General features: G+C 71.2%; 16 protein-coding genes. 12 read left to right on the forward strand and 4 right to left on the reverse strand.

Annotation, left to right across the window (positions count from 1 at the left end):
- Positions 1-42: 42 nt before the first annotated feature.
- Positions 43-1,038: a quinone oxidoreductase gene (locus tag CITRI_RS0109545; RefSeq protein ID WP_040386227.1), complete on the reverse strand. Its 996-nt coding sequence runs from the start codon at positions 1,036-1,038 to the stop codon at positions 43-45.
- A 107-nt stretch (positions 1,039-1,145) separates the two neighbouring features.
- Between CITRI_RS0109545 and argC the strand changes: the two genes are divergently transcribed.
- Genes argC through CITRI_RS0109575 form a run of 6 tightly spaced genes read left to right on the forward strand, consistent with a single transcriptional unit; the run spans position 1,146 to position 7,076 of the window.
- Positions 1,146-2,186 carry an N-acetyl-gamma-glutamyl-phosphate reductase gene (gene argC, locus CITRI_RS0109550; RefSeq protein WP_029139190.1) on the forward strand — a complete coding sequence of 347 codons (1,041 nt, stop codon included), beginning with the start codon at positions 1,146-1,148 and terminating at the stop codon, positions 2,184-2,186.
- Positions 2,183-3,334: a bifunctional glutamate N-acetyltransferase/amino-acid acetyltransferase ArgJ gene (gene argJ, locus CITRI_RS0109555; protein ID WP_010144552.1), complete on the forward strand. Its 1,152-nt coding sequence runs from the start codon at positions 2,183-2,185 to the stop codon at positions 3,332-3,334. Before argC ends, argJ begins: the two co-directional genes overlap by 4 nt.
- 10 nt (positions 3,335-3,344) lie before the next feature.
- Positions 3,345-4,286: an acetylglutamate kinase gene (gene argB / locus CITRI_RS0109560; RefSeq protein WP_010144553.1), complete on the forward strand. Its 942-nt coding sequence runs from the start codon at positions 3,345-3,347 to the stop codon at positions 4,284-4,286.
- Positions 4,283-5,599 carry an acetylornithine transaminase gene (locus CITRI_RS17215; protein WP_010144554.1) on the forward strand — a complete coding sequence of 439 codons (1,317 nt, stop codon included), beginning with the start codon at positions 4,283-4,285 and terminating at the stop codon, positions 5,597-5,599. The genes argB and CITRI_RS17215 overlap by 4 nt, the downstream gene beginning before the upstream one ends.
- The gene (gene argF / locus CITRI_RS0109570) at positions 5,599-6,582 is read left to right on the forward strand and encodes an ornithine carbamoyltransferase (RefSeq protein WP_010144555.1); all 984 of its coding nucleotides are present in this window, start codon (positions 5,599-5,601) and stop codon (positions 6,580-6,582) included. Before CITRI_RS17215 ends, argF begins: the two co-directional genes overlap by 1 nt.
- The gene (locus CITRI_RS0109575; RefSeq protein WP_010144556.1) at positions 6,579-7,076 is read left to right on the forward strand and encodes an arginine repressor; all 498 of its coding nucleotides are present in this window, start codon (positions 6,579-6,581) and stop codon (positions 7,074-7,076) included. The genes argF and CITRI_RS0109575 overlap by 4 nt, the downstream gene beginning before the upstream one ends.
- A 139-nt stretch (positions 7,077-7,215) precedes the next feature.
- Here the strand turns inward: CITRI_RS0109575 and CITRI_RS0109580 are convergent, their stop codons facing one another.
- From CITRI_RS0109580 to CITRI_RS17220, 3 genes are all read right to left on the reverse strand, one after another.
- Positions 7,216-8,001, reverse strand: coding sequence for a hypothetical protein (locus tag CITRI_RS0109580; protein ID WP_010144557.1), 786 nt, complete (start codon positions 7,999-8,001; stop codon positions 7,216-7,218).
- A 180-nt stretch (positions 8,002-8,181) separates the two neighbouring features.
- Positions 8,182-8,898: a resuscitation-promoting factor Rpf gene (gene rpf, locus CITRI_RS0109585; protein ID WP_010144558.1), complete on the reverse strand. Its 717-nt coding sequence runs from the start codon at positions 8,896-8,898 to the stop codon at positions 8,182-8,184.
- A 348-nt stretch (positions 8,899-9,246) separates the two neighbouring features.
- The gene (locus tag CITRI_RS17220) at positions 9,247-9,747 is read right to left on the reverse strand and encodes an ankyrin repeat domain-containing protein (RefSeq protein WP_010144559.1); all 501 of its coding nucleotides are present in this window, start codon (positions 9,745-9,747) and stop codon (positions 9,247-9,249) included.
- Between the two features lie 171 nt (positions 9,748-9,918).
- Between CITRI_RS17220 and CITRI_RS0109595 the strand changes: the two genes are divergently transcribed.
- From CITRI_RS0109595 to CITRI_RS17225, 6 genes are all read left to right on the forward strand, one after another.
- The gene (locus CITRI_RS0109595; RefSeq protein ID WP_010144560.1) at positions 9,919-11,181 is read left to right on the forward strand and encodes an argininosuccinate synthase; all 1,263 of its coding nucleotides are present in this window, start codon (positions 9,919-9,921) and stop codon (positions 11,179-11,181) included.
- A 3-nt stretch (positions 11,182-11,184) separates the two neighbouring features.
- Positions 11,185-12,651: an argininosuccinate lyase gene (gene argH / locus CITRI_RS0109600; RefSeq protein ID WP_010144561.1), complete on the forward strand. Its 1,467-nt coding sequence runs from the start codon at positions 11,185-11,187 to the stop codon at positions 12,649-12,651.
- 16 nt (positions 12,652-12,667) lie between these two features.
- Complete coding sequence (locus tag CITRI_RS0109605; RefSeq protein WP_010144562.1) at positions 12,668-13,324, forward strand: DNA-3-methyladenine glycosylase; 657 nt, start codon at positions 12,668-12,670, stop codon at positions 13,322-13,324.
- A 169-nt stretch (positions 13,325-13,493) separates the two neighbouring features.
- A complete protein-coding gene (locus CITRI_RS0109610) occupies positions 13,494-15,758 on the forward strand; it encodes an AAA family ATPase (RefSeq protein ID WP_040386228.1) in 2,265 nt (754 codons plus the stop codon).
- A gap of 172 nt (positions 15,759-15,930) precedes the next feature.
- Entirely contained in the window at positions 15,931-17,244 is a 1,314-nt protein-coding gene (tyrS, locus tag CITRI_RS0109615) for a tyrosine--tRNA ligase (RefSeq protein ID WP_029139193.1), read from the forward strand.
- An 88-nt stretch (positions 17,245-17,332) separates the two neighbouring features.
- Complete coding sequence (locus tag CITRI_RS17225; RefSeq protein ID WP_237709033.1) at positions 17,333-19,429, forward strand: pyruvate kinase; 2,097 nt, start codon at positions 17,333-17,335, stop codon at positions 19,427-19,429.
- Positions 19,430-19,797: the final 368 nt, after the last annotated feature.

Here is a 19,797-nt window from a genome sequence, read left to right on the forward strand (position 1 = left end):
CCAGTTTATCGTGTTTCCGCCCCACCGGTCTGGTGGTGCGCGTCACTGGGGCAGGAGCAGGGACTTCCCCGTGGTCCTCCGTCCCTCGAGATCCTGATGGGCACGTCCCGCCTCCGCCAGCGGGTAGGTGGCGCCCACCCGGAAGGACAGCGAGCCGTCGTCGAGCGCGGAGAACAGTTCCCGGGCCCGCCATCGGGTCTCCTCGGCGGTGCGGGTGTAAAACGCCAGGGACGGGCGCGTGACGAACAGCGACCCGGCGGCGTTGAGACGCTGCAGGTCGAAGGGAGGCACCTGGCCCGAGGAGCCGCCGAACAGCACGAGCATGCCCCGGACCCGCAGGGACCGCAGGGACTCCTCGAAGGTGTCCTTGCCGACGCCGTCGAACACCACGTGCACGCCCTTACCGCCGGTGAGCTCGCGGACCCGGTCCGCGAAGCCGGAGTAGTCGAGGACCTCGCTGGCACCGGCCTGCCGGGACAGCTCCTTCTTCTCGTCCGTGGACGCGGTGGTGATCACGGTGGCGCCCAGGGACACGCACAACTGGGTGAGCAGGAGTCCGACGCCCCCGGCCCCTGCATGGATCAGCACCGTGTGCCCGGGCTCCACCGGGAAGGTGGAGCGGCACAGGTAGTGGGCGGTCATCCCCTGCAGGGGGATCGCCGCCGCCGTGACGGGATCCACGCCGGACGGGACCGGCAGGAGCTGCTCGGCCGGTGCGGTGAAGTACTCGGCGTAGGTGCCCGAACCGGCGGCGGTGGCGACGAGGTCGCCGACGGAGACCCCGTTCCCGACGTCGGGGCCCACGGCCACGACCGTGCCCGATCCCTCCGAGCCCGGGACGAACGGGTGCGGCATCCGGTAGACGCCGGACCGCTGGTAGGTCTCGATGAAGTTGAGACCGGCTGCCGCGGTGCGCACGAGCACCTGACCGGAGGCGGGGGAGGGAACGGGGACCTCGGTCCAGCGCAGGACCTCGGGACCGCCGGAGGCGTCGACGCGGATGGCGTGCTGGGTGGTGGGCACAGGGTTCACCGTCATGGTGCCCACCGTAGTCGTGGGCACCGACCGGTGCGAGGGTCCGGATCCACGACGGCCCTGTCTGCATAAATATTGGCAGGTCTGCATACTTCCCCTATCATGGGCGCATGAGCCTGAAAGTCGCCGTGTCCGGAGCCAGTGGCTACGCCGGGGGAGAGGTCCTGCGCCTGCTGCTGGGCCATCCCGAGGTCGAGATCGGGGCCATCACGGCCCACTCGAACGCCGGGGAACGCCTCGGTGCCCTGCAGCCGCACCTGCACGCGCTCGCCGACCGGGTGCTCCAGGAGACCACCGCCGAGGTGCTCTCGGGGCATGACGTCGTCTTCCTCGCCCTGCCGCACGGGGCCAGTGGCGGCATCGCCGCCGAACTGGAGGCCCGCTCACCGGGCACGCTCGTGGTGGACGCCGGCGCAGACCACCGGCTGGAGTCGGCGGAGGCCTGGCAGCGGTTCTACGGTTCCGCGCATGCCGGGACCTGGCCGTACGGCCTGCCCGAACTGCCCGGACAACGGGAGCGGCTGACCGGGGCCACCAGGATCGCCGTCCCCGGCTGCTACCCCACCACCTCCCTGCTGGCCCTGGCCCCCGGGTTCTCCGCCGGGCTGCTGGAGACCCGGGATGTCGTGATCGTGGCCGCGTCCGGGACCTCCGGGGCCGGCAAGTCGCTCAAGCCCCACCTCCTGGGCAGCGAGGCCATGGGGTCGATGAGCCCCTACGGCGTGGGCGGGGGGCACCGCCACACCCCCGAGATCGAACAGGGGCTGTCCCAGGCCGCCGGGGAACCCGTCACCATCTCCTTCACCCCCACCCTGGCGCCGATGCCCCGCGGGATCCTGGCCACGGCCACCGCTCGCTACCGTCCTGGGGTCTCCGCCGAGCAGATCCGGGCGGCGTGGCAGCGGGCCTACGACCAGGAGCCCTTCGTGCACCTGCTGCCGGAGGGCCAGTGGCCGGCCACCGGCTCGGTCCTGGGCTCGAACCACGTGGTGATGCAACTGGCCGTGGACGAACACGCCGGACGCGTCATCGTCACCGCCGCCATCGACAACCTCGCCAAGGGCACCGCCGGAGGCGCCATCCAGTCCATGAACCTCGCCCTCGGCCTCCCTGAGGACTCGGGCCTGACCCAGCAGGGGGTTGCACCATGAGCGTCACCAGTGCACTCGGCTTCCGCGCGTCCGGCGTGGCCGCCGGACTGAAGTCGACCGGCAGACCGGACGTCGCCGTCGTCGTCAACGAGGGGCCGGACCGCCACGCGGCCGCCGTCTTCACCACCAACCGCGTGGCCGCCGCCCCGGTGCAGTGGTCCCGGCAGGCCGTCAGCGACGGCCGGGCCGATGCCGTGGTGCTGAACTCCGGCGGGGCGAACGCCTGCACGGGGGCACCCGGCTTCCAGGACACCCATGCCACGGCCGAGCGCGCGGCAGGGCTGCTGGGCGTCTCCGCCGGTGACGTCCTGGTGTGCTCCACCGGACTGATCGGGGAGCGACTGCCCATGGACCGGCTGTTGACCGGCGTCCAGGACGCCGTCGACGCCCTGTCCGCCGACGGGGGGCCGGCCTCGGCCGAGGCGATCATGACCACGGACACCGTGCCGAAGACCCACGCGATCAGCGGGGACGGCTACACGATCGGAGGCATGGCCAAGGGTGCGGGCATGCTGGCCCCGGGGCTGGCCACCATGCTCGTGGTGCTGACCACGGACGCCGTGCTGGAACCCGGCACCCTGGACGGTCTCCTGCGGGAGGCCACGCGCACCACTTTCGAGCGGGCGGACTCCGACGGGTGCATGTCCACCAACGACACCGTCATCCTGCTCTCCTCCGGGGCCTCGGGCACCATCCCCGAGCCGGGGGAATTCCAGGAGCGGTTGCGGGCGGTCTGTGCCGACCTGGCCCGTCGGCTCATCGGTGACGCCGAGGGGGCCAGCCACGACATCGCCGTCGAGGTGGTCAACGCCGCCTCGGAACAGGACGCGGAGGAGGTCGGCCGCGCCGTGGCCCGGTCCAACCTGTTCAAGACCGCGATCTTCGGCAAGGACCCCAACTGGGGGCGCGTACTCTCCGCCGTGGGCACCACGGGGGCCGCGTTCGAGCCGGAGGACCTGGACGTGGCCATGAACGGCGTGCAGATCTGCCGCGGCGGCGGCATCGGGGAACCGCGCGAGCTGGTCGACCTCGAGCCCCGCGAGGTGCACGTGCTCATCGACCTGCACGCCGGGGACCAGCGCGCCACCATCTGGACCAACGACCTCACGCACGAGTACGTGCATGAGAATTCCGCCTACTCGAGCTGAGGGAAAGACCGTGACCGCACAGGGAGCCACCGGACCGGACCGGGACCGGGCGACCGCCAAGGCCGGGGTGCTGATCGAGGCCCTGCCCTGGATCCAGCGCTTCGCCGGGACCACCATGGTCATCAAGTACGGCGGCAACGCCATGGTCTCCGAACCGCTGCGCCGGGCGTTCGCCGAGGACATCGTCTTCCTGCACCACTGCGGGATCCACCCCGTGGTGGTCCACGGCGGCGGGCCGCAGATCAACGCCATGCTGGACCGGCTCGGCATCGACTCCGAGTTCCGCGGTGGGTTGCGGGTGACCACGGCCGAGGCCATGGACGTGGTGCGGATGGTGCTGACCGGGCAGGTGGGCCGCGAGCTGGTCGGACTGGTCAACGGGCACGGCCCCTACGCGGTCGGGATGTCCGGTGAGGACGCCGCGCTCTTCCGGGCCGTGCGCACCGGGACGGAGGTGGACGGCGAGGACGTGGACCTCGGGCTGGTCGGCGAGGTCACCGGCGTCAACCCCGTGGCCATCCGCGACCTCATCGACAACGGCCGGATCCCGGTCGTGTCCTCCGTGGCCCCGGAGATCGGCCCGGCCGGCGTCCCCACCGGGGACGTGCTCAACGTCAACGCGGACACGGCGGCCGCCGCGCTGGCCGTCGCGCTGGGCGCGGCCAAGCTCGTGGTGCTCACGGACGTGGAGGGACTGTACGCGAACTGGCCGGACCGGGACTCGCTGGTGTCCTCCATGACGGCCTCCGAGCTGCGGGCGATGCTGCCCGGGCTGCAGTCCGGGATGATCCCGAAGATGACCGCCTGCCTGAACGCCGTGGACGGTGGGGTCCCGCAGGCCCACATCGTGGACGGACGCGAGCCGCACTCGATGCTGCTGGAGATCTTCACCGCAGCCGGGGTGGGCACCCAGGTGCTGCCGGACGCCCCCACTGAGACAGGAGCCCCATGACCTCGCCCGACTCCAACGCCGGTTACCTCGATCGCTACGGCCACGCGCTGACAGGGGTCTTCGGCGCACCCAGCACGGTCCTGGTCCGCGGCGAGGGTGCCAGCGTCTGGGATGCCGACGGCCGGCGCTACACCGACTTCCTCGGTGGGATCGCCGTCAACGCGCTCGGCCACGCCCATCCGGCCCTCGTGCAGGCGGTGACCAGGCAGCTCGCGACGCTGGGCCACGTCTCCAACCTCTTCACCTCCGGCCCGCAGGTCGACCTGGCGGAGCGGCTGCTGGAGCTGTCCCGCGCGCCGGAGGGTTCCACCGTGTTCTTCGCGAACTCGGGCTCCGAGGCCAACGAGGCCGCCCTGAAGCTGGCCCGACGCCACGGTGGCGAGGACCCGTCCGGCCGGCGCACCCGGGTCATCGCGTTGCGCAACGCCTTCCACGGCCGCACGATGGGTGCGCTGTCCATGACCTACAAGCACGCCTACCGTGAGCCGTTCGAACCGCTCGTGCCGGGCATCGAGTTCATCGAGGGCGGGGACGTGGAGGCGTTGCGGGAGGCCGTGGACGAGACCGTGGCCGCCGTCGTCATCGAACCGGTCCAGGGCGAGTCCGGGGTGCACGGCTGGCCGGCCGGGTACCTCCAGGCGGCGCGGGACCTCACCCGCGAGCATGGGGCCCTGCTGATCTTCGACGAGGTCCAGACCGGCGTCGGGCGGACCGGTCACTGGTTCGCCCATCAGTCCCCGCAGGTCACGGGGCAGGATGACCCGGTGATCCCGGACGCCATGACGCTGGCCAAGGGCCTGGGCGGGGGCATCCCGATCGGCGCGATGGTCAGCTTCGGTGCGCGGACCTCCTCCCTGCTGACCGCCGGACAGCACGGCACCACCTTCGGCGGCAACCCCGTGGCGACCGCTGCCGCCCTGGCGGTGCTGGGCGTCATCCAGGACGAGGACCTGCTGGCCCACGTGCGGAGCCTCGGCGCACGCCTGGCCGAGGCGCTGCGGGGTCTCGGCCTCGTCACCGCGGTGCGCCAGTACGGGCTGCTGGTCGGCGTGGACGTCACCGCCCCGGCCGGGTCCCCGGTGCCCGACGGCGGCCTGGCGCCGGCCATGGTGCGCGCCGGCCTGCGGGCCGGGTACCTGCTCAACGCCACGGGGCCGGACACGCTGCGGCTGGCACCGCCGCTGGTGATCGGCGACGACCTGGTCGACGCCCTGGTCGCCGACCTCCCGAGCATCCACGCCGCCGCGCTGGCGGAGGCCCCGGCCCCGTCCGGCCAGGGCGGTTCCGACCTGAGCACCCAGGAGACCCACTGATGAGCCCTGCACCGGTCCACACGCCGAATCCCGCCCTGCGCCACTTCCTGGTGGACACCGACCTGACGCCCGCCGAGCAGTCCGAGGTGCTGGACCTGGCCCAGGAGATGAAGGCCGACCGGTTCCTGCACCGGCCCCTGGCCGGGCCGCAGACCGGGATCGTCTTCTTCGACAAGACCTCCACCCGGACCCGGGTGTCCTTCGCCGCCGGGATCGCCGACCTCGGGGGCCAGCCGTTGATCGTGAACCCCGGTGAGTCCCAGCTGGGGCACAAGGAGACCATCGCGGACACGGCCGCCGTGCTGTCCCGGATGGTGTCCGTGATCGTGTGGCGCACCTACGCGCAATCCGGCCTGCAGGAGATGGCGGAGAACGCCACCGTCCCGGTGATCAACGCCCTCTCGGACGACTACCACCCGTGCCAGTTGCTGGCCGACCTGCTGACGGTGCGTGAGCACAAGGGCCGCACCCAGGGCCTGGTCATGACCTACCTGGGCGATGCGGCCAACAACATGGCCAACTCCTACCTGCTGGCCGGGGTGACGGCGGGGATGCACGTGCGCATCGCCGGGCCCGGGGCCTACCTCCCGGACCCGGCGGTCGTGGCCGCGGCAGAGGAGCGCGCGGCCCAGACGGGCGGGTCGGTGCTGGTCACCACGGACGCCGCGCAGGCGCTGTCCGGGGCCGACGTCGTCGTCACCGACACCTGGATCTCGATGGGCCAGGAGGACGAGAAGGAGCAGCGCCAGGAGCTGTTCCGGGACTACGCCGTGGACTCCGCCGCGATGGCCCAGGCCGCGCCGGACGCGATCTTCCTGCACTGCCTGCCGGCCTACCGGGGCTTCGAGGTCTCCGCGGAGGTCCTCGACGGCCCGCAGTCCGTGGTCTTCGACGAGGCGGAGAACCGGTTGCACGCCCAGAAGGCGCTGATGGCCTGGCTGCTGTACCGGTCCGGCCTGGCGACGCCGCCGCAGGGTCGATGAGCGCCCCGTCCACCAAGACCGCCCGCCAGGCCGCCATCAAGGACGTCCTGGCCGAGGTGGCCGTGCACAGCCAGTCCGAACTGCTGGACAGGCTGCGCTCCCGCGGGGTCTCGGTGACCCAGGGGACGCTGTCCCGCGACCTGGTGGAACTGGGCGCCTACCGCGTCCGCAGCGACGGCGGCCAGCTGGCCTACGCGGTGCCTCCCGAGGGCCCGGTGACCGGGGAGGCTCCGGGCCACCGGGCACCGGAGGCCATGGAACACCGCCTGGCGACACTGTGCCGCGAGCTCCTCGTCTCGGCGGAGTCCAGCGGGAACCTCGTGATCCTGCGGACCCCGCCGGGGGCCGCGCAGTTCCTGGCCTCCGCCATCGACCAGTCCCGGCTGCCGGATGTCCTGGGGACCATCGCCGGTGACGACACCATCATGATCGTGGCCCGGGCCACGGACGGGGGAGTGGCCGTGGCCGGCCGGTTCCTCGGCTACGCGGGCTGACGGCGGAGCCTGTCGGCAACCCGGGCGGACACCACGCGTCGTTCTCGACGACGCCGGACACGCCGACGCCGGCCGAGGTGACTCGGCCGGCGTCGGTCGTGGTTCCGCGGGTCGGCGTCCGGGAGGACCCGTGTCGGTGTCACATGCCGGGGACGGCGAAGACCTCGTCCTTGGCGGGCATGTCGACCGGCTCCACGGCGTCCCAGTCGGAGAAGTCCACGGTCCCGGTTCCGGCATCCGGGCTCGCGCTGGCCTGCGGGGCGGCCGGGGTCGAGGCGTCCGCCGACCCGCCCTCACCCTGCTCGGGCTGGTCGACCTCCACGCGGACGAGCCTGTTCTGCTGGGTGATGTAGATGGCCACCGGTTCACCGTTCTCGGCGCTGGTGCCGGAGTACTTGTAGACCTCCTCGCCGTTGTGCTCCACGACCTCTGAGGTGTACTCGGAGTCCTGGAACTGATCGGCGTCGGGGATGTCCTCACTGACGCTGGACCAGAAGCTGGACATGGTGAAGCCGCCGTCCTCCGCAGGCACCTCCAGCCAATTCTCGCCCACGAGTTCCTGCAGCCCGGCGCCGCCCATCTCCTGGTAGAAGGCGCCATTGGGCTTCAGGTAGGTCTTCTCGGCGTTGCCGATGACCTCGACCTGCGCCTCTCCCATGGATACGGCCCCCGAGTAGGAGGAGTCATCGATCTGACCGGACATCGCGACGGACATGTCCTGCCCGCCCTGGGTGACATTGCCCTCGATGGCCACGGACTTGGCGTTCTGGACGGACTCGCTCACCTCGGGCCACACGTCCTCGAGCGCGGGGGCGCTGGTGCCGCAACTCGACAGGGTCAGTGCCGCGGCCGCGCCCAGTGCGGTGATGCCCAGGGCGCTGAACCTGCGGCGGACGGAGATGTGGCTGCTGGTGGTCTGAGGCATGGATGTTCCCCTTCGAGACTGCTGATCCGGTGTGGTGCGGCGCGCGGGGCGGTGACTCGTCGACACCGAGCGCGGGATGACTGCTGTCTCACCCTAGTGGCCGGTGTCCTTAACGAGGGAACGCGCCGGATGGGGAGGACTCCCCATCCGGCGCGTTCCGTCAGGACTGACGGACGTCGATCAGGCCGGCAGGTGCAGGGTCTGGCCGACGAAGATCAGGTTCGCGTTCGCCACGGTGTCTGCGTTGGCGGCGTGCAGTGCCTTCCAGCCGCCCTCGACGCCGTAGGAACGGGCGATCTTGGCCAGGGTGTCACCCGGCTTGACGGTGACGGTCTTGGCGGAACGCTCGACCGGGGTGACCGAGGAGGCGCGCTCGGCCTGCTGCACCTGTGCCTGCTGGACGGCGGCGCGCTCGGCGGCGGCGGCCTCCTTGGCGGCGGCGCGCTCGGCAGCGGCCTTGTTGGCGGCGGCACGCTCAGCGGCGGCGTTGGAGTCCGCCGACTGGGTGGTCACGTTGGCGTTGGAGGGCGTGCCGTACAGGCCCAGCTTGGCGGAGCAGGCAGGCCAGGCACCCCAGCCCTGGACCGCCAGGGTGTTCTCGGCAACGCGGATCTGCTCGGCCTTGGAGGCCTGGTGCGGCATGCCGGAGCCGCCGAAGGCGCGCCAGGTGGACGGGGAGAACTGCAGGCCACCGTAGTAGCCGTTACCGGTGTTGATGGACCAGTTGCCGGTGGACTCGCACTGGGCCAGGGCGTCCCAGGTGGAGACCGGGGCGGCGGTGGCCGGGGCCGAGAGGGCGGTCAGCCCGGCACCGGCGATGGCGACGCCGGCCAGGCCGGCGGCCGAGCGGCGGACGATGGAGCGGCGGGCAGTCTTGGCAGTGGAGGTGTTCTGCATGATGTTGGGAGATGTCGGCCCACCCCTGCTCGAACCGTCCCCGGTCGTCACAGCAGCACCGTCCGCCGTCCGTGATGGAATACACGGCGCGAGGCTCCCAAGGGACGGTGCTGGTGGGGGAGGCCCGCTGTCGTTCTTTCCTGCCGGATCACGAAACGATCACGAAGCAGGTCTGAAACCAGTGAAAGGCATCAGGACGATAACGTCAAATCCGCGGCGGTTTCCCCAGGCAATTCTCATGGAACGCTCAGGGGCGCCGCTGGGGGGAGCCTGGCGACGAGGCACGTGGTGCTTCCCGGTCAACCGGGGGAACGGCGCCGTGTGAGGTGGTGAGGCCGGAGTGAGGGGTCAGGGGGTCGAGATCGGGCCGTGACCCTGGTCACGCGGAGCTTCATCGAGCAGACTGCGCATGGTCTCGAGCCCGAACTGGTCCACCGCCGCACGCGCACTGACGGGGCCGGCGTCGGGATCCGCCCCGGCGGCCAGCAGGGCGCGCACCGACTCCTCGTTCTGGACGAACACGGCGCAGGCCAGGGCCGACTGGCCGCGCTGGTTGACCCGGTGGGCGTCCGCCCCGCGATCCAGCAGGGCACGGACGAGCCGGGGGTGGTTGTTGTAGGTGGCCAGGATCAACAGGGTGTCCCCGTTGTGGTTGGCCAGGTTCACCGGCACCCCCTGGTCCACGGCCGCGAGCAGCGGCTCGGAGTCGCCGGCGCGGGCCAGGTCGAACAGGGAGTTGAGGAACTCCAGCTGCTCGTCCGTGAGCTCAGGGGCTCCGTGGGGCGCCGGGGCGCCGGGTCCCGGGGTGGAGTGGTCCGGGTTCTGGGGTCCGGGGATGTCGCTGCTCATGGGTCCACAGTACGGTGAGTGTGGTCGGGGTGCCGCGTCGCGGAGGGTCTTCGCGGCGTCGTCCGTGCGCAACGATGCATAAATATGTAGACTCTTGCATAGAGTCCACCAGGGCCGCCTTCCACCTCGTGGAGACCGGCCCGCCACTGCAGGAGACCTGAGGAGTACGCAATGACAGAACGCATCGTCCTGGCCTATTCGGGCGGACTGGACACGTCCGTGGCCATCGGCTGGATCGCCGAGGCCACCGGGGCCGAGGTGATCGCCGTGGCCGTGGACGTGGGCCAGGGTGGGGAGGACCTCGAGACCGTGCGCCAGCGCGCCCTGGACTGCGGTGCGGTCGAGGCCTACGTGGCCGATGCCCGGGACGAGTTCGCCGAGCAGTACTGCATGCCGACCCTCAAGGCCAACGGCCTCTACATGGACGCCTACCCGCTGGTGTCTGCCATCTCCCGTCCGGTGATCGTGCGCCACCTCGTGGCCGCCGCGCGCCAGTTCGGCGCCTCCACCGTGTCCCACGGGTGCACCGGCAAGGGCAACGACCAGGTCCGCTTCGAGGTGGGCATCCAGACCCTCGGGCCGGACCTGAAGTGCATCGCCCCCGTCCGGGACCTGGCGCTCACCCGGGACAAGGCCATCGAGTACGCCGAGCGCAACGAGCTGCCGATCGTCACCACCAAGAAGAACCCGTTCTCGATCGACCAGAACGTCTGGGGCCGCGCCGTGGAGACCGGTTTCCTGGAGGACATCTGGAACGGTCCGACCAAGGACGTGTACGACTACACCGACGACCCGGCGTTCCCGCCGGCGCCGGACGTGGTGACCGTGACCTTCGAGCAGGGCGTCCCGGTCGCGCTGGACGGCCGATCGCTGTCCCCGCTGCAGATCATCGAGGAGATGAACCGCCGGGCCGGCGCGCAGGGCATCGGGCGGATCGACATCGTCGAGGACCGTCTCGTGGGCATCAAGTCCCGCGAGATCTACGAGGCCCCGGGCGCGATGGCGCTGATGACCGCCCACCGTGAGCTGGAGAACGTGACCCTGGAGCGCGAGCAGGCCCGGTTCAAGAAGACCGTGGACCAGCGCTGGACCGAGCTGGTGTACGACGGCCAGTGGTTCTCCCCGCTGAAGAAGAACCTGGACGTCTTCGTGGACGAGACCCAGAAGTACGTCTCCGGGGACATCCGGATGGAACTGCACGGCGGGCGCGCCACCGTCCAGGGCCGTCGCTCGGACACGGGGCTGTATGACTTCAGCCTCGCCACCTACGACGAGGGCGATGCCTTCGACCAGTCCTCGGCACGGGGCTTCATCGACATCTTCGGCCTCTCCTCCAAGGTCGCGACCGAGCGCGACCAGCGAGTGGAGGGCGGTGGGTCCGTGGACTCCCTCGAGGACGTGGCGAAGCTGTCGAACGAGAGCACCGGGGCCTGAGACGTGGCGGACCAGGGCGCGGAGAACACGCCGGGGCCACAGCGCCACGGCACCAATGAGGGCTCGTTGTGGGGCGGCCGCTTCGCCGGCGGCCCCGCGGACGCCCTGGCGGCGCTGAGCAAGTCGACGGACTTCGACTGGCGACTGGCCCGCTACGACATCGCGGGTTCCCGCGCCCACGCCCGGGTCCTGCGTACCGCGGGGCTGCTCGACGACGCCGAGCTCGAGGGCATGCTGGCCGCGCTCGACCGCCTGGAGGCCGACGTCGTCTCCGGCGCCTACGCCGCCGCGGACTCCGATGAGGACGTGCACGGTTCGCTCGAGCGCGGGCTGATCGAGCGCGCCGGTCCGGAGCTGGGCGGCAAGCTGCGGGCGGGGCGCTCCCGCAACGACCAGATCGCCACCCTGGGCCGGATGTTCCTGCGCGACCACGCTCGACTGATCGCGGCCCGCCTGCTGGACACCATCGACGCGCTCATCGCCCAGTCGGAGGCCCACCCGTACGCGCCGATGCCGGGACGGACGCACCTGCAGCACGCCCAGCCGGTGCTGCTCAGCCACCACCTGCTCGCCCACGCCTGGGCGATGGCGCGGGACGTGCAGCGGCTCGTGGACTGGGACCGCCGTGCCGCGGTGTCGCCCTATGGCTCGGGAGCCCTGGCCGGGTCCTCGCTCGGCCTGGACCCCAACGCGGTGGCCGCGGACCTCGGTTTCGCCTCCGCGGCGTGGAACTCGATCGACGGCACCGCCGCCCGGGACGTCTTCGCCGAGTTCGCCTGGGTGTGCGCCATGATCGGCGTCGACCTCTCCCGGATCAGCGAGGAGATCATCTTCTGGGCGACCAAGGAGGCCGGCTTCGTCACCCTGGACGACGCCTACTCCACCGGCTCCTCGATCATGCCGCAGAAGAAGAACCCGGACGTCGCCGAACTCGCGCGGGGCAAGTCCGGGCGGTTGATCGGCGACCTGACGGGGCTGCTGGCCACCCTCAAGGGATTGCCGCTGGCCTACAACCGCGACCTGCAGGAGGACAAGGAGCCGGTCTTCGACGCCGCGGACACCCTCGAGCTGCTGCTGCCGGCCGTGTCCGGGATGATCGCCACGCTGACGTTCCACACCGATCGGATGGCCGAGCTGGCCCCGCAGGGATTCGCCCTGGCCACGGACATCGCCGAGTGGCTGGTCCGCCAGGGCGTGCCGTTCCGTGATGCGCACGAGCTGTCGGGCGAGGCCGTGAAGGTCGCCGAGTCCCGGGGCGTGGAGCTCTGGGACCTGACGGACGAGGACTATGCGGCGATCTCGACCGCATTGACCCCCGAGGTCCGTTCCGTCCTGTCCACCGAGGGGTCCCTCTCCTCCCGCAACGCCCAGGGCGGTACGGCCCCGGAGGCCGTCGACGCCCAGTTGGCCGAGCTCCGGCGCCAGCTCGCGCCGCTGCGCGACTTCGGGACGTCCGGCCCGCTGGCGTGACGGGAGCCCGGCATCCATGCCCGGTGACCTGAGCGTGCTCGAGCGGGGTGGCCTAAGGGCCGCCCCGCTCCTGCTCGGTTCCACGCTGACGGTCGCCCGGGGCGGGACGGTGGTCGGCGTGCGGCTGACGGAGGTCGAGGCCTACGAGGGACAGCGCGATCCCGGTTCGCACGCCTACCGCGGTCGAAGCAGTCGCAACGCCACGATGTTCGGCCCCGCCGGTCACGTCTACGTCTACTTCACCTACGGGATGCACTGGTGCATGAACATCGTCTGCGGGACGGAGGGAACCAGTTCCGCCGTCCTGTTGCGCGCCGGTGAGGTGACGGTGGGACTGGACGCGGCCGTCGCCCGGCGCGGTGCCCCGGCCGGGCCGAGGCTGGCCTCCGGTCCGGCGCGACTGGCCCAGGCCCTCGGCATCGGGGCCGGTGACGACGGCTCGGTCCTGCTGTCCGGGCCCGGTCCGGACGACCACGCGGCGCAGGCCTCCGACGGCATCTGGCTCTCCGGCATCCGTTCGCGACGCCGGCCGGGCACCCTGACCGGGCCCCGCACCGGCGTCTCCGGGCCCGGGGGAGGACCGGAGTTCCCCTGGCGCTTCTGGTTGCCGGACGAGCCCTCGGTCTCGCCCTACCGCCCGGCGGTCCCGCGTCGTCGCACCTCACGGGCATGATCCAGGGGGTGGGCCCCGTCGCGCGGGGGCGGACATTTACGGTGTGTTCACCGCAACCGCTGTACCATGGATGGTCACTCGTTCCGTGGTGCCCCCGGGGCGTGCCGGACCCCTCCGGTCGTCAGGCTCCCCGGGGAGCACCGTCGATAGCCCGATAGGTGTGCAAGGCATGACTGATGTGGTCCCGGTCCACCAGACCGAACTGGAGCACGAGCGCCACTACGTCGCCCGGCTCTACGAGCGTCTGGACGAATTGCGGGCGGAGAAGGAGCGCCAGTTGGCGCGCGTGCGCAAGGAGGGGCCCCAGGGCTCGGTGCAGAACGTCTCCGAACGCGACGCCTTCGCCACGCTCTACGAGGACCGCCTCGCGCAGTTGTACGCCGTGGACGACCGGCTGGTGTTCGGCCGGCTGGACCTGGACGGCGGGGACGAACGCTACATCGGGCGCATCGGGCTGACCGACGAGGACCAACAGCGGCTGATGGTGGACTGGCGGGCCCCCGAGGCCGGGGCGTTCTACCAGGCCACCGCCCACCACCGGCTGGGGGTGCGCCGACGCCGTCACCTGATGCTGCGCGGGCGCACCGTGGTGGACCTCGAGGACGACGTGCTGGACGCGAGCCTGCTGGATGGGGAGACCGGTCACCACGGCGCCGGCGCCCTGCTGGCGGCAGTCTCGGCGCGGCGCACCGGACAGATGGGGGACATCGTCGCCACCATCCAGGCCGAGCAGGACGCCGTCATCCGTTCCCCGATCAAGGGCGTGCTGGTGGTCCAGGGCGGCCCGGGCACCGGCAAGACCGCGGTGGCCCTGCACCGCGCCGCCTACCTGCTCTACACCCACCGGGAACGGCTGAAGTCCGCCGGCGTGCTGCTGGTCGGCCCGTCGCAGTCCTTCATGCGCTACATCGACCGCGTGCTGCCCTCCCTGGGCGAGACCGGCGTGGTGATGTCCTCCCTCGGCCGGCTCATGCCCGGCATCAAGGCCGTGCCGGAGACCGACCGCCGGGTGGCCCGCATCAAGGGCCGATTGTTCATGGCCGACGTGGTGGCCAACGCGGTGGCCAACCGCCAGCGGCTCCCCGCGGGGCCGCGCACGGTGGACGTCGGCGGAACCGTCCTGACCATCCGTCCCAAGCAGGTCCGGCGCGCCCGGGACCGTGCCCGGGCCACCGGCAAGCCGCACAACGAGGCCCGGAACACCTTCGTCAAGATCATGGTCCGCGAACTGGCCGACCAGTTGAAGGACAAGCTGGAGAAGTCCTCGGGCGCCGGCAACAACATCGACCGGTCCTACCTGGCGGAGGATGTCCGGACCTCCCGGGACGTGAGGATCGCGCTCAACCTGTGCTGGATGCCCCTGACCCCGGAGAAACTGCTCTCGGACCTCTTCTCCAGGCCGGAGCACCTGGACATGGCGGCGCCGTTCCTCGAGCCCGATGACCGCCGGCGCCTGGTGCGCCCGGTGGACGCGCCGTGGACCGAGGCGGACGTCCCCCTGCTGGACGAGGCGGCGGAACTGCTCGGAGAGCTCGATCCCAGCGCGGGCCGCGGCAAGGCGGGACAGGAGGTCGAGCGCAAGCGGAACCTCGCCAACGCCGAGGCGTCCCTGAAGAACGTCAACGCCATGCTGGAGGACCTCGGCGTGGACGGCGTGGTGACCGCCGAGGCCCTGGCCGACGTCAACGAGGAGGGCGACCGCTACGTCTCCGCGTCCGAGCGGGCCTCCACCGACCGCACCTGGACCTACGGGCACGTCGTGGTGGACGAGGCGCAGGAGCTCTCACCCATGCAGTGGCGGTTGCTCATGCGGCGCTGCCCCATGAAGTCGTTCACGATCGTGGGGGACATCGCCCAGGCGTCCTCGGCGGCCGGCGTCACCTCCTGGGCCGAGGCCCTGGAGCCCTTCGTCCAGGACCGCTGGCGCCTGGAGGAGCTGACGGTCAACTACCGCACCCCGGCCCGGATCACCCGGCTGGCCGCCCGGGTGGCCCAGGAGGCCGGGCTGCCGGTCTCCTCGCCACAGGCCGTGCGCGAGGGCGACTGGCAGCCCACGGTGCAACAGGTGCCCGAGGCGCAGGCGGTCGGCGCGCTGATGGCCGGGGTGGCCGAGGACCTCGAGAGGATCGACGGCGGCCTGCTCGCCGTGATCGCCCCGGCGTCCCTCGAACGGCGCATCGCCGCGCTGCTGGTCGAACGCTACGGTGACCGGGTCGGGTCCGGAGGCGGTGGCCTGGGCCAGGACATCGTCTCCACCACCCCGGGGGAGGCCAAGGGGCTGGAGTTCGATGCCGTCGTGCTGGTGGAACCGGCACAGATCGTCGCCGAGACCGGTGGGGTCGTCGGGGACCTGTACGTCGCCATGACCCGGTCCACCCAGACCCTGCGCGTCCTCGCCACCGGTGGGCTGCCGGCGGGGCTGGACGACGCCTGACCGGCCCACCGCACCCTCCGCCGACCCCCGTTCGCCCCGGACCGTCCCCCAGGACCGTCCCACGCCCCGCATACCGCAACGACGCACGCACCGAGAGGCAGCATCCGTGACCACCACGTCCACCGCACCGCAGGACCGCCAGCCGGAGGGCGCCCCGGCGCAGCCCCGGCCCGTGAACCCTGCCCTGGCCGGCCAGTCGAACGATCCCTCGTTCCCGAACATCTGGCAGGAGCTGAAGTGGCGCGGACTCGTGCACGTCTCCACGGATGAGACCGCGCTCGAGGAGGTGCTGTCCGGGGACCCGATCACGTACTACTGCGGTTTCGACCCCACGGCCCCCTCGCTGCACCTGGGCAACCTCGTCCAGATCCTCGTCCTGCGCCGGCTGCAGTTGGCCGGTCACCGGCCGCTCGGGCTGGTCGGCGGCTCCACCGGGCTCATCGGTGATCCGCGGCAGACGGCCGAGCGGGTGCTCAACGACCGAGAGACCGTCGGCGAGTGGGTGGGTTACCTGCGCGGCCAGATCGAGCGGTTCCTGTCCTTCGAGGGGGACAACGCGGCCCGCATGGTCAACAACCTGGACTGGACGGGGCAGCTCAGCGCCCTGGACTTCCTGCGGGACATCGGCAAGCACTTCCGGGTGGGCACGATGATCCGGAAGGAGACCGTGGCCAAGCGCCTGCACTCGGACGAGGGCATCTCCTACACGGAGTTCTCCTACCAGGTGCTGCAGGGCATGGACTACCTGAACCTGTACCGCGACTACGGTTGCATGCTCCAGACCGGTGGTTCCGACCAGTGGGGGAACCTGACCTCCGGGACGGACCTGATCCGCAAGGTCGAGGGAACCGCGGCACACGCCTTCGGCACCCCGTTGATCACCAACGCGGACGGCACGAAGTTCGGCAAGTCCGAGGGCAATGCCATCTGGCTGGACGCGCGCATGTGCTCGCCGTACACCTTCTACCAGTTCTGGCTGAACACCGCGGACGCGGACGTCATCAGCCGCTTGAAGGTCTTCACCTTCCTGCACCGGGATCGGATCGAGGAGCTCGAGGCCAAGGTCCGGGACGAACCGTTCCGCCGGGAGGCCCAGAAGACCCTGGCCTGGGAGGTCACCTCCCTGGTGCACGGGGAGGAGGCCACGCGCAAGGTCATCGATGCCTCCGCGGCCATCTTCGGCCAGGGCGACCTGGCCGCCGTGGACGAGGCCACCCTCGCCGCCGCCACCGCCGAGCTCCCGACGGCGGCTCCCGGCCTGGGTGCCGGTGGTCCGGTGGGCATCGTCGAGCTGCTGGTGGCCACCGGGCTGTCCGGTTCCAACTCCGAGGCGCGCCGCACGGTCGCCGACGGAGGCGCCTCGGTGAACAACGTCAAGGTCACCGATGCCGAGCAGGCCTTCGGGAGCGAGCAGGCCCTGCACGGGCGCTACCTGCTGGTGCGCCGCGGCAAGAAGAACATGGCGCTGGTGGACCTGTCCGCCTGAGTGACGGTTCCGTGGCCACACGGTGAAATCCCCGTCCGGGCGGGTCTGACGGCCCCGGAGGTCCCGGACGGATGGCAGAGTGGACGACGTGACCGATTCCGTGCGACCCGGCCGCCCCGCGTCCGCCGACCCCGCGGCGCCGACCGCCGCGGACCTGGAGGAGCTCCTCGCCCAGGTGCAGGAGCTCATCCACGGTGCGCGCGCCGCCGAGGCCGACCAGGCGGACCGGATCGTCCGGGTCCGGCCCGAGCACCGGGACAGTGCCGCCAACCTCGTGCACTACGTCTGGCTCCGCGGCCGGGACATCCGCACGTTGCAGGGCCGTCTCGCCGACCTCGGCCTGTCCTCCCTGGGACGGCTGGAGTCCCGGGTACTGCCCACGCTGCAGTCCATCGCCGCCAGCCTGGAGGGCCTCCGGCTGGCACGTGCCGTCTCCACGGGTGAATCCGGTGCCGCCGTCGGGACCGGGACGGGCCGTGCCACCGGATGGCCGGACATGGATGCCGGACCGGACCGGCTGGAGCAGAACGCGACCAGCCTGCTCGGCCCCAGCCCCCGGGAACGCGTCTCCAGGATCATGGTGACCTTCCCGTCCCAGGCCGCCACGGAGCCGGAACTCGTGGCCGAGATGCTCCGGGCCGGCATGGACATGGCTCGCATCAACTGCGCCCATGACGGTCCGGATCAGTGGCGCGCCATGATCCGGCACCTGAGGTCCGCCCAGGGGCTCCCGCCCGTGGACGGTGCCGGCGGCCAGGGGCATCCTCCCCACGGGGTGTGCTTCAGCCGCGGGGGAGAACCGGCACCGGACCGCTGCCTCGTGGCCATGGACCTGGCCGGCCCCAAGCTGCGCACCGGGCCCATCGCGCCCGGTCCCGAGGTGCTCAAGATCAGGCCGGAGCGTTCGGCCACCGGGCAGGTCCTCGAGCCGGCCACCGTGGTCCTGGTCGCTCCCGAACGGGAATCAGGCGCGCACGGGGCATCCGGCGGCGGAGACGGCATCGGTGGTGACGGCACCGGCGGCGACGGTGTGGACCCGGCGCAGCGCGTCCCCGTCAGGGACCCCCGGTGGGTGGACGGCCGCGCCGTGGGGGAGGCCATCCGCTTCACGGATGCCCGCGGCTCGGGCCGGACCATGACCGTGGCCGCCCGCGAGCCGGGCCGGCTCATCTGCGAGATGGCGCAGACCGCCTACTTCATGCCCGGGGTCGTGCTCTACGCGGCCGACGGCACGCTCACCGAGGTCGGAGCGCTGCCGCCGAAGGAGCAGCGGCTGTTCATCCGTCCCGGCGAACAGCTCGTCCTGACCCGGTCCCTGGAACCGGCCCAGCCGGTGCCCGGCGGTCCTCACCGGATCGGTTGCTCACTGGCCCAGGTGTTCGACGACGCCGAACCGGGCCAGCGCGTCCACGTCGACGACGGGAGGATCAGTGGCGTGATCACCGAGGTCAGTCCCGACGAGATCGAGGTGCGCGTGGAGTCGGCCGGGGTGTCGGGGACCAGGCTCAAGGCGGAGAAGGGCATCAACCTGCCGGACACGCACCTGGACATTCCGGCGCTGACCGAGGAGGACCTCGAGGCGCTGCCGTTCGTGGCGGAGCACGCGGACATCCTCAACCTGTCCTTCGTCCGGACCCCGGCAGACGTGGCGGACCTGATGGAGCGACTCACCGGACTGGGTCGTGAGGACCTGGACGTGGTGCTGAAGATCGAGACCGTGGAGGCCTTCGAGAACCTTCCGCAGATCCTGCTCGAGGCCATGCGCTGGACGGACATCGGCGTGATGATCGCACGCGGTGACCTGGCCGTGGAGGCAGGTTTCGAACGGATGGCCGAGGTGCAGGAGGAGATCCTGTGGCTGTGCGAGTCCGCCCACGTCCCGGTGATCTGGGCGACCCAGGTCCTGGACTCGCTCGCCCGGACCGGGTTGCCGAGTCGTGCCGAGGTCACCGATGCGGCCATGGCCGAGCGCGCCGAGGCCGTGATGCTGAACAAGGGCCCCTTCGTGGTGGACGCGATCGCCTTCCTGTCCGGCGTCCTCGGACGGATGCAGGGGCACGTGTCCAAGAAGCGCACGCTGCTCCGGGCACTACGTTCCTGGGACCTGTTCTCCGAGGCGGTCACCGACCGCGGACCCCGGGGGACCGGAAGCCCCAGGCCTCCCCGGGACCGGATCGCCGACTAGGCCACGACACCCGCAGGAGACGTGCCTCACAGTTGCGAACGGATGTCAGCTGGTGGAGGCGACAGGCCCGGAAATCCGCGGATTCCCGGGGTGCTGACCACCCCGGGCGCCGATTTGGCACCGGCGCCGAAGCGTGTGTATAGTTCTTCAAGTCGCCAGCCGCGAAAGCGGGAAATCGGCGGCCAAACCCAGACTGAATGAAGGCCTAGACTGGTGCGCCCTGAGGGTGTAACGTCGGTGGCCCGGAGGAAGTCTGGGGGGACCGCGGTGACCACCGGGTGAACATGGCGGAAACGCCGGTTTGACGGAATGGAAACCGCAGTCTAAAGTAATAGATCGCAGATGAGAAAAGCGAAGATGTTCCGGGG

This window comes from Citricoccus sp. CH26A (assembly GCF_000224415.1).
Lineage (GTDB): Bacteria > Actinomycetota > Actinomycetes > Actinomycetales > Micrococcaceae > Citricoccus.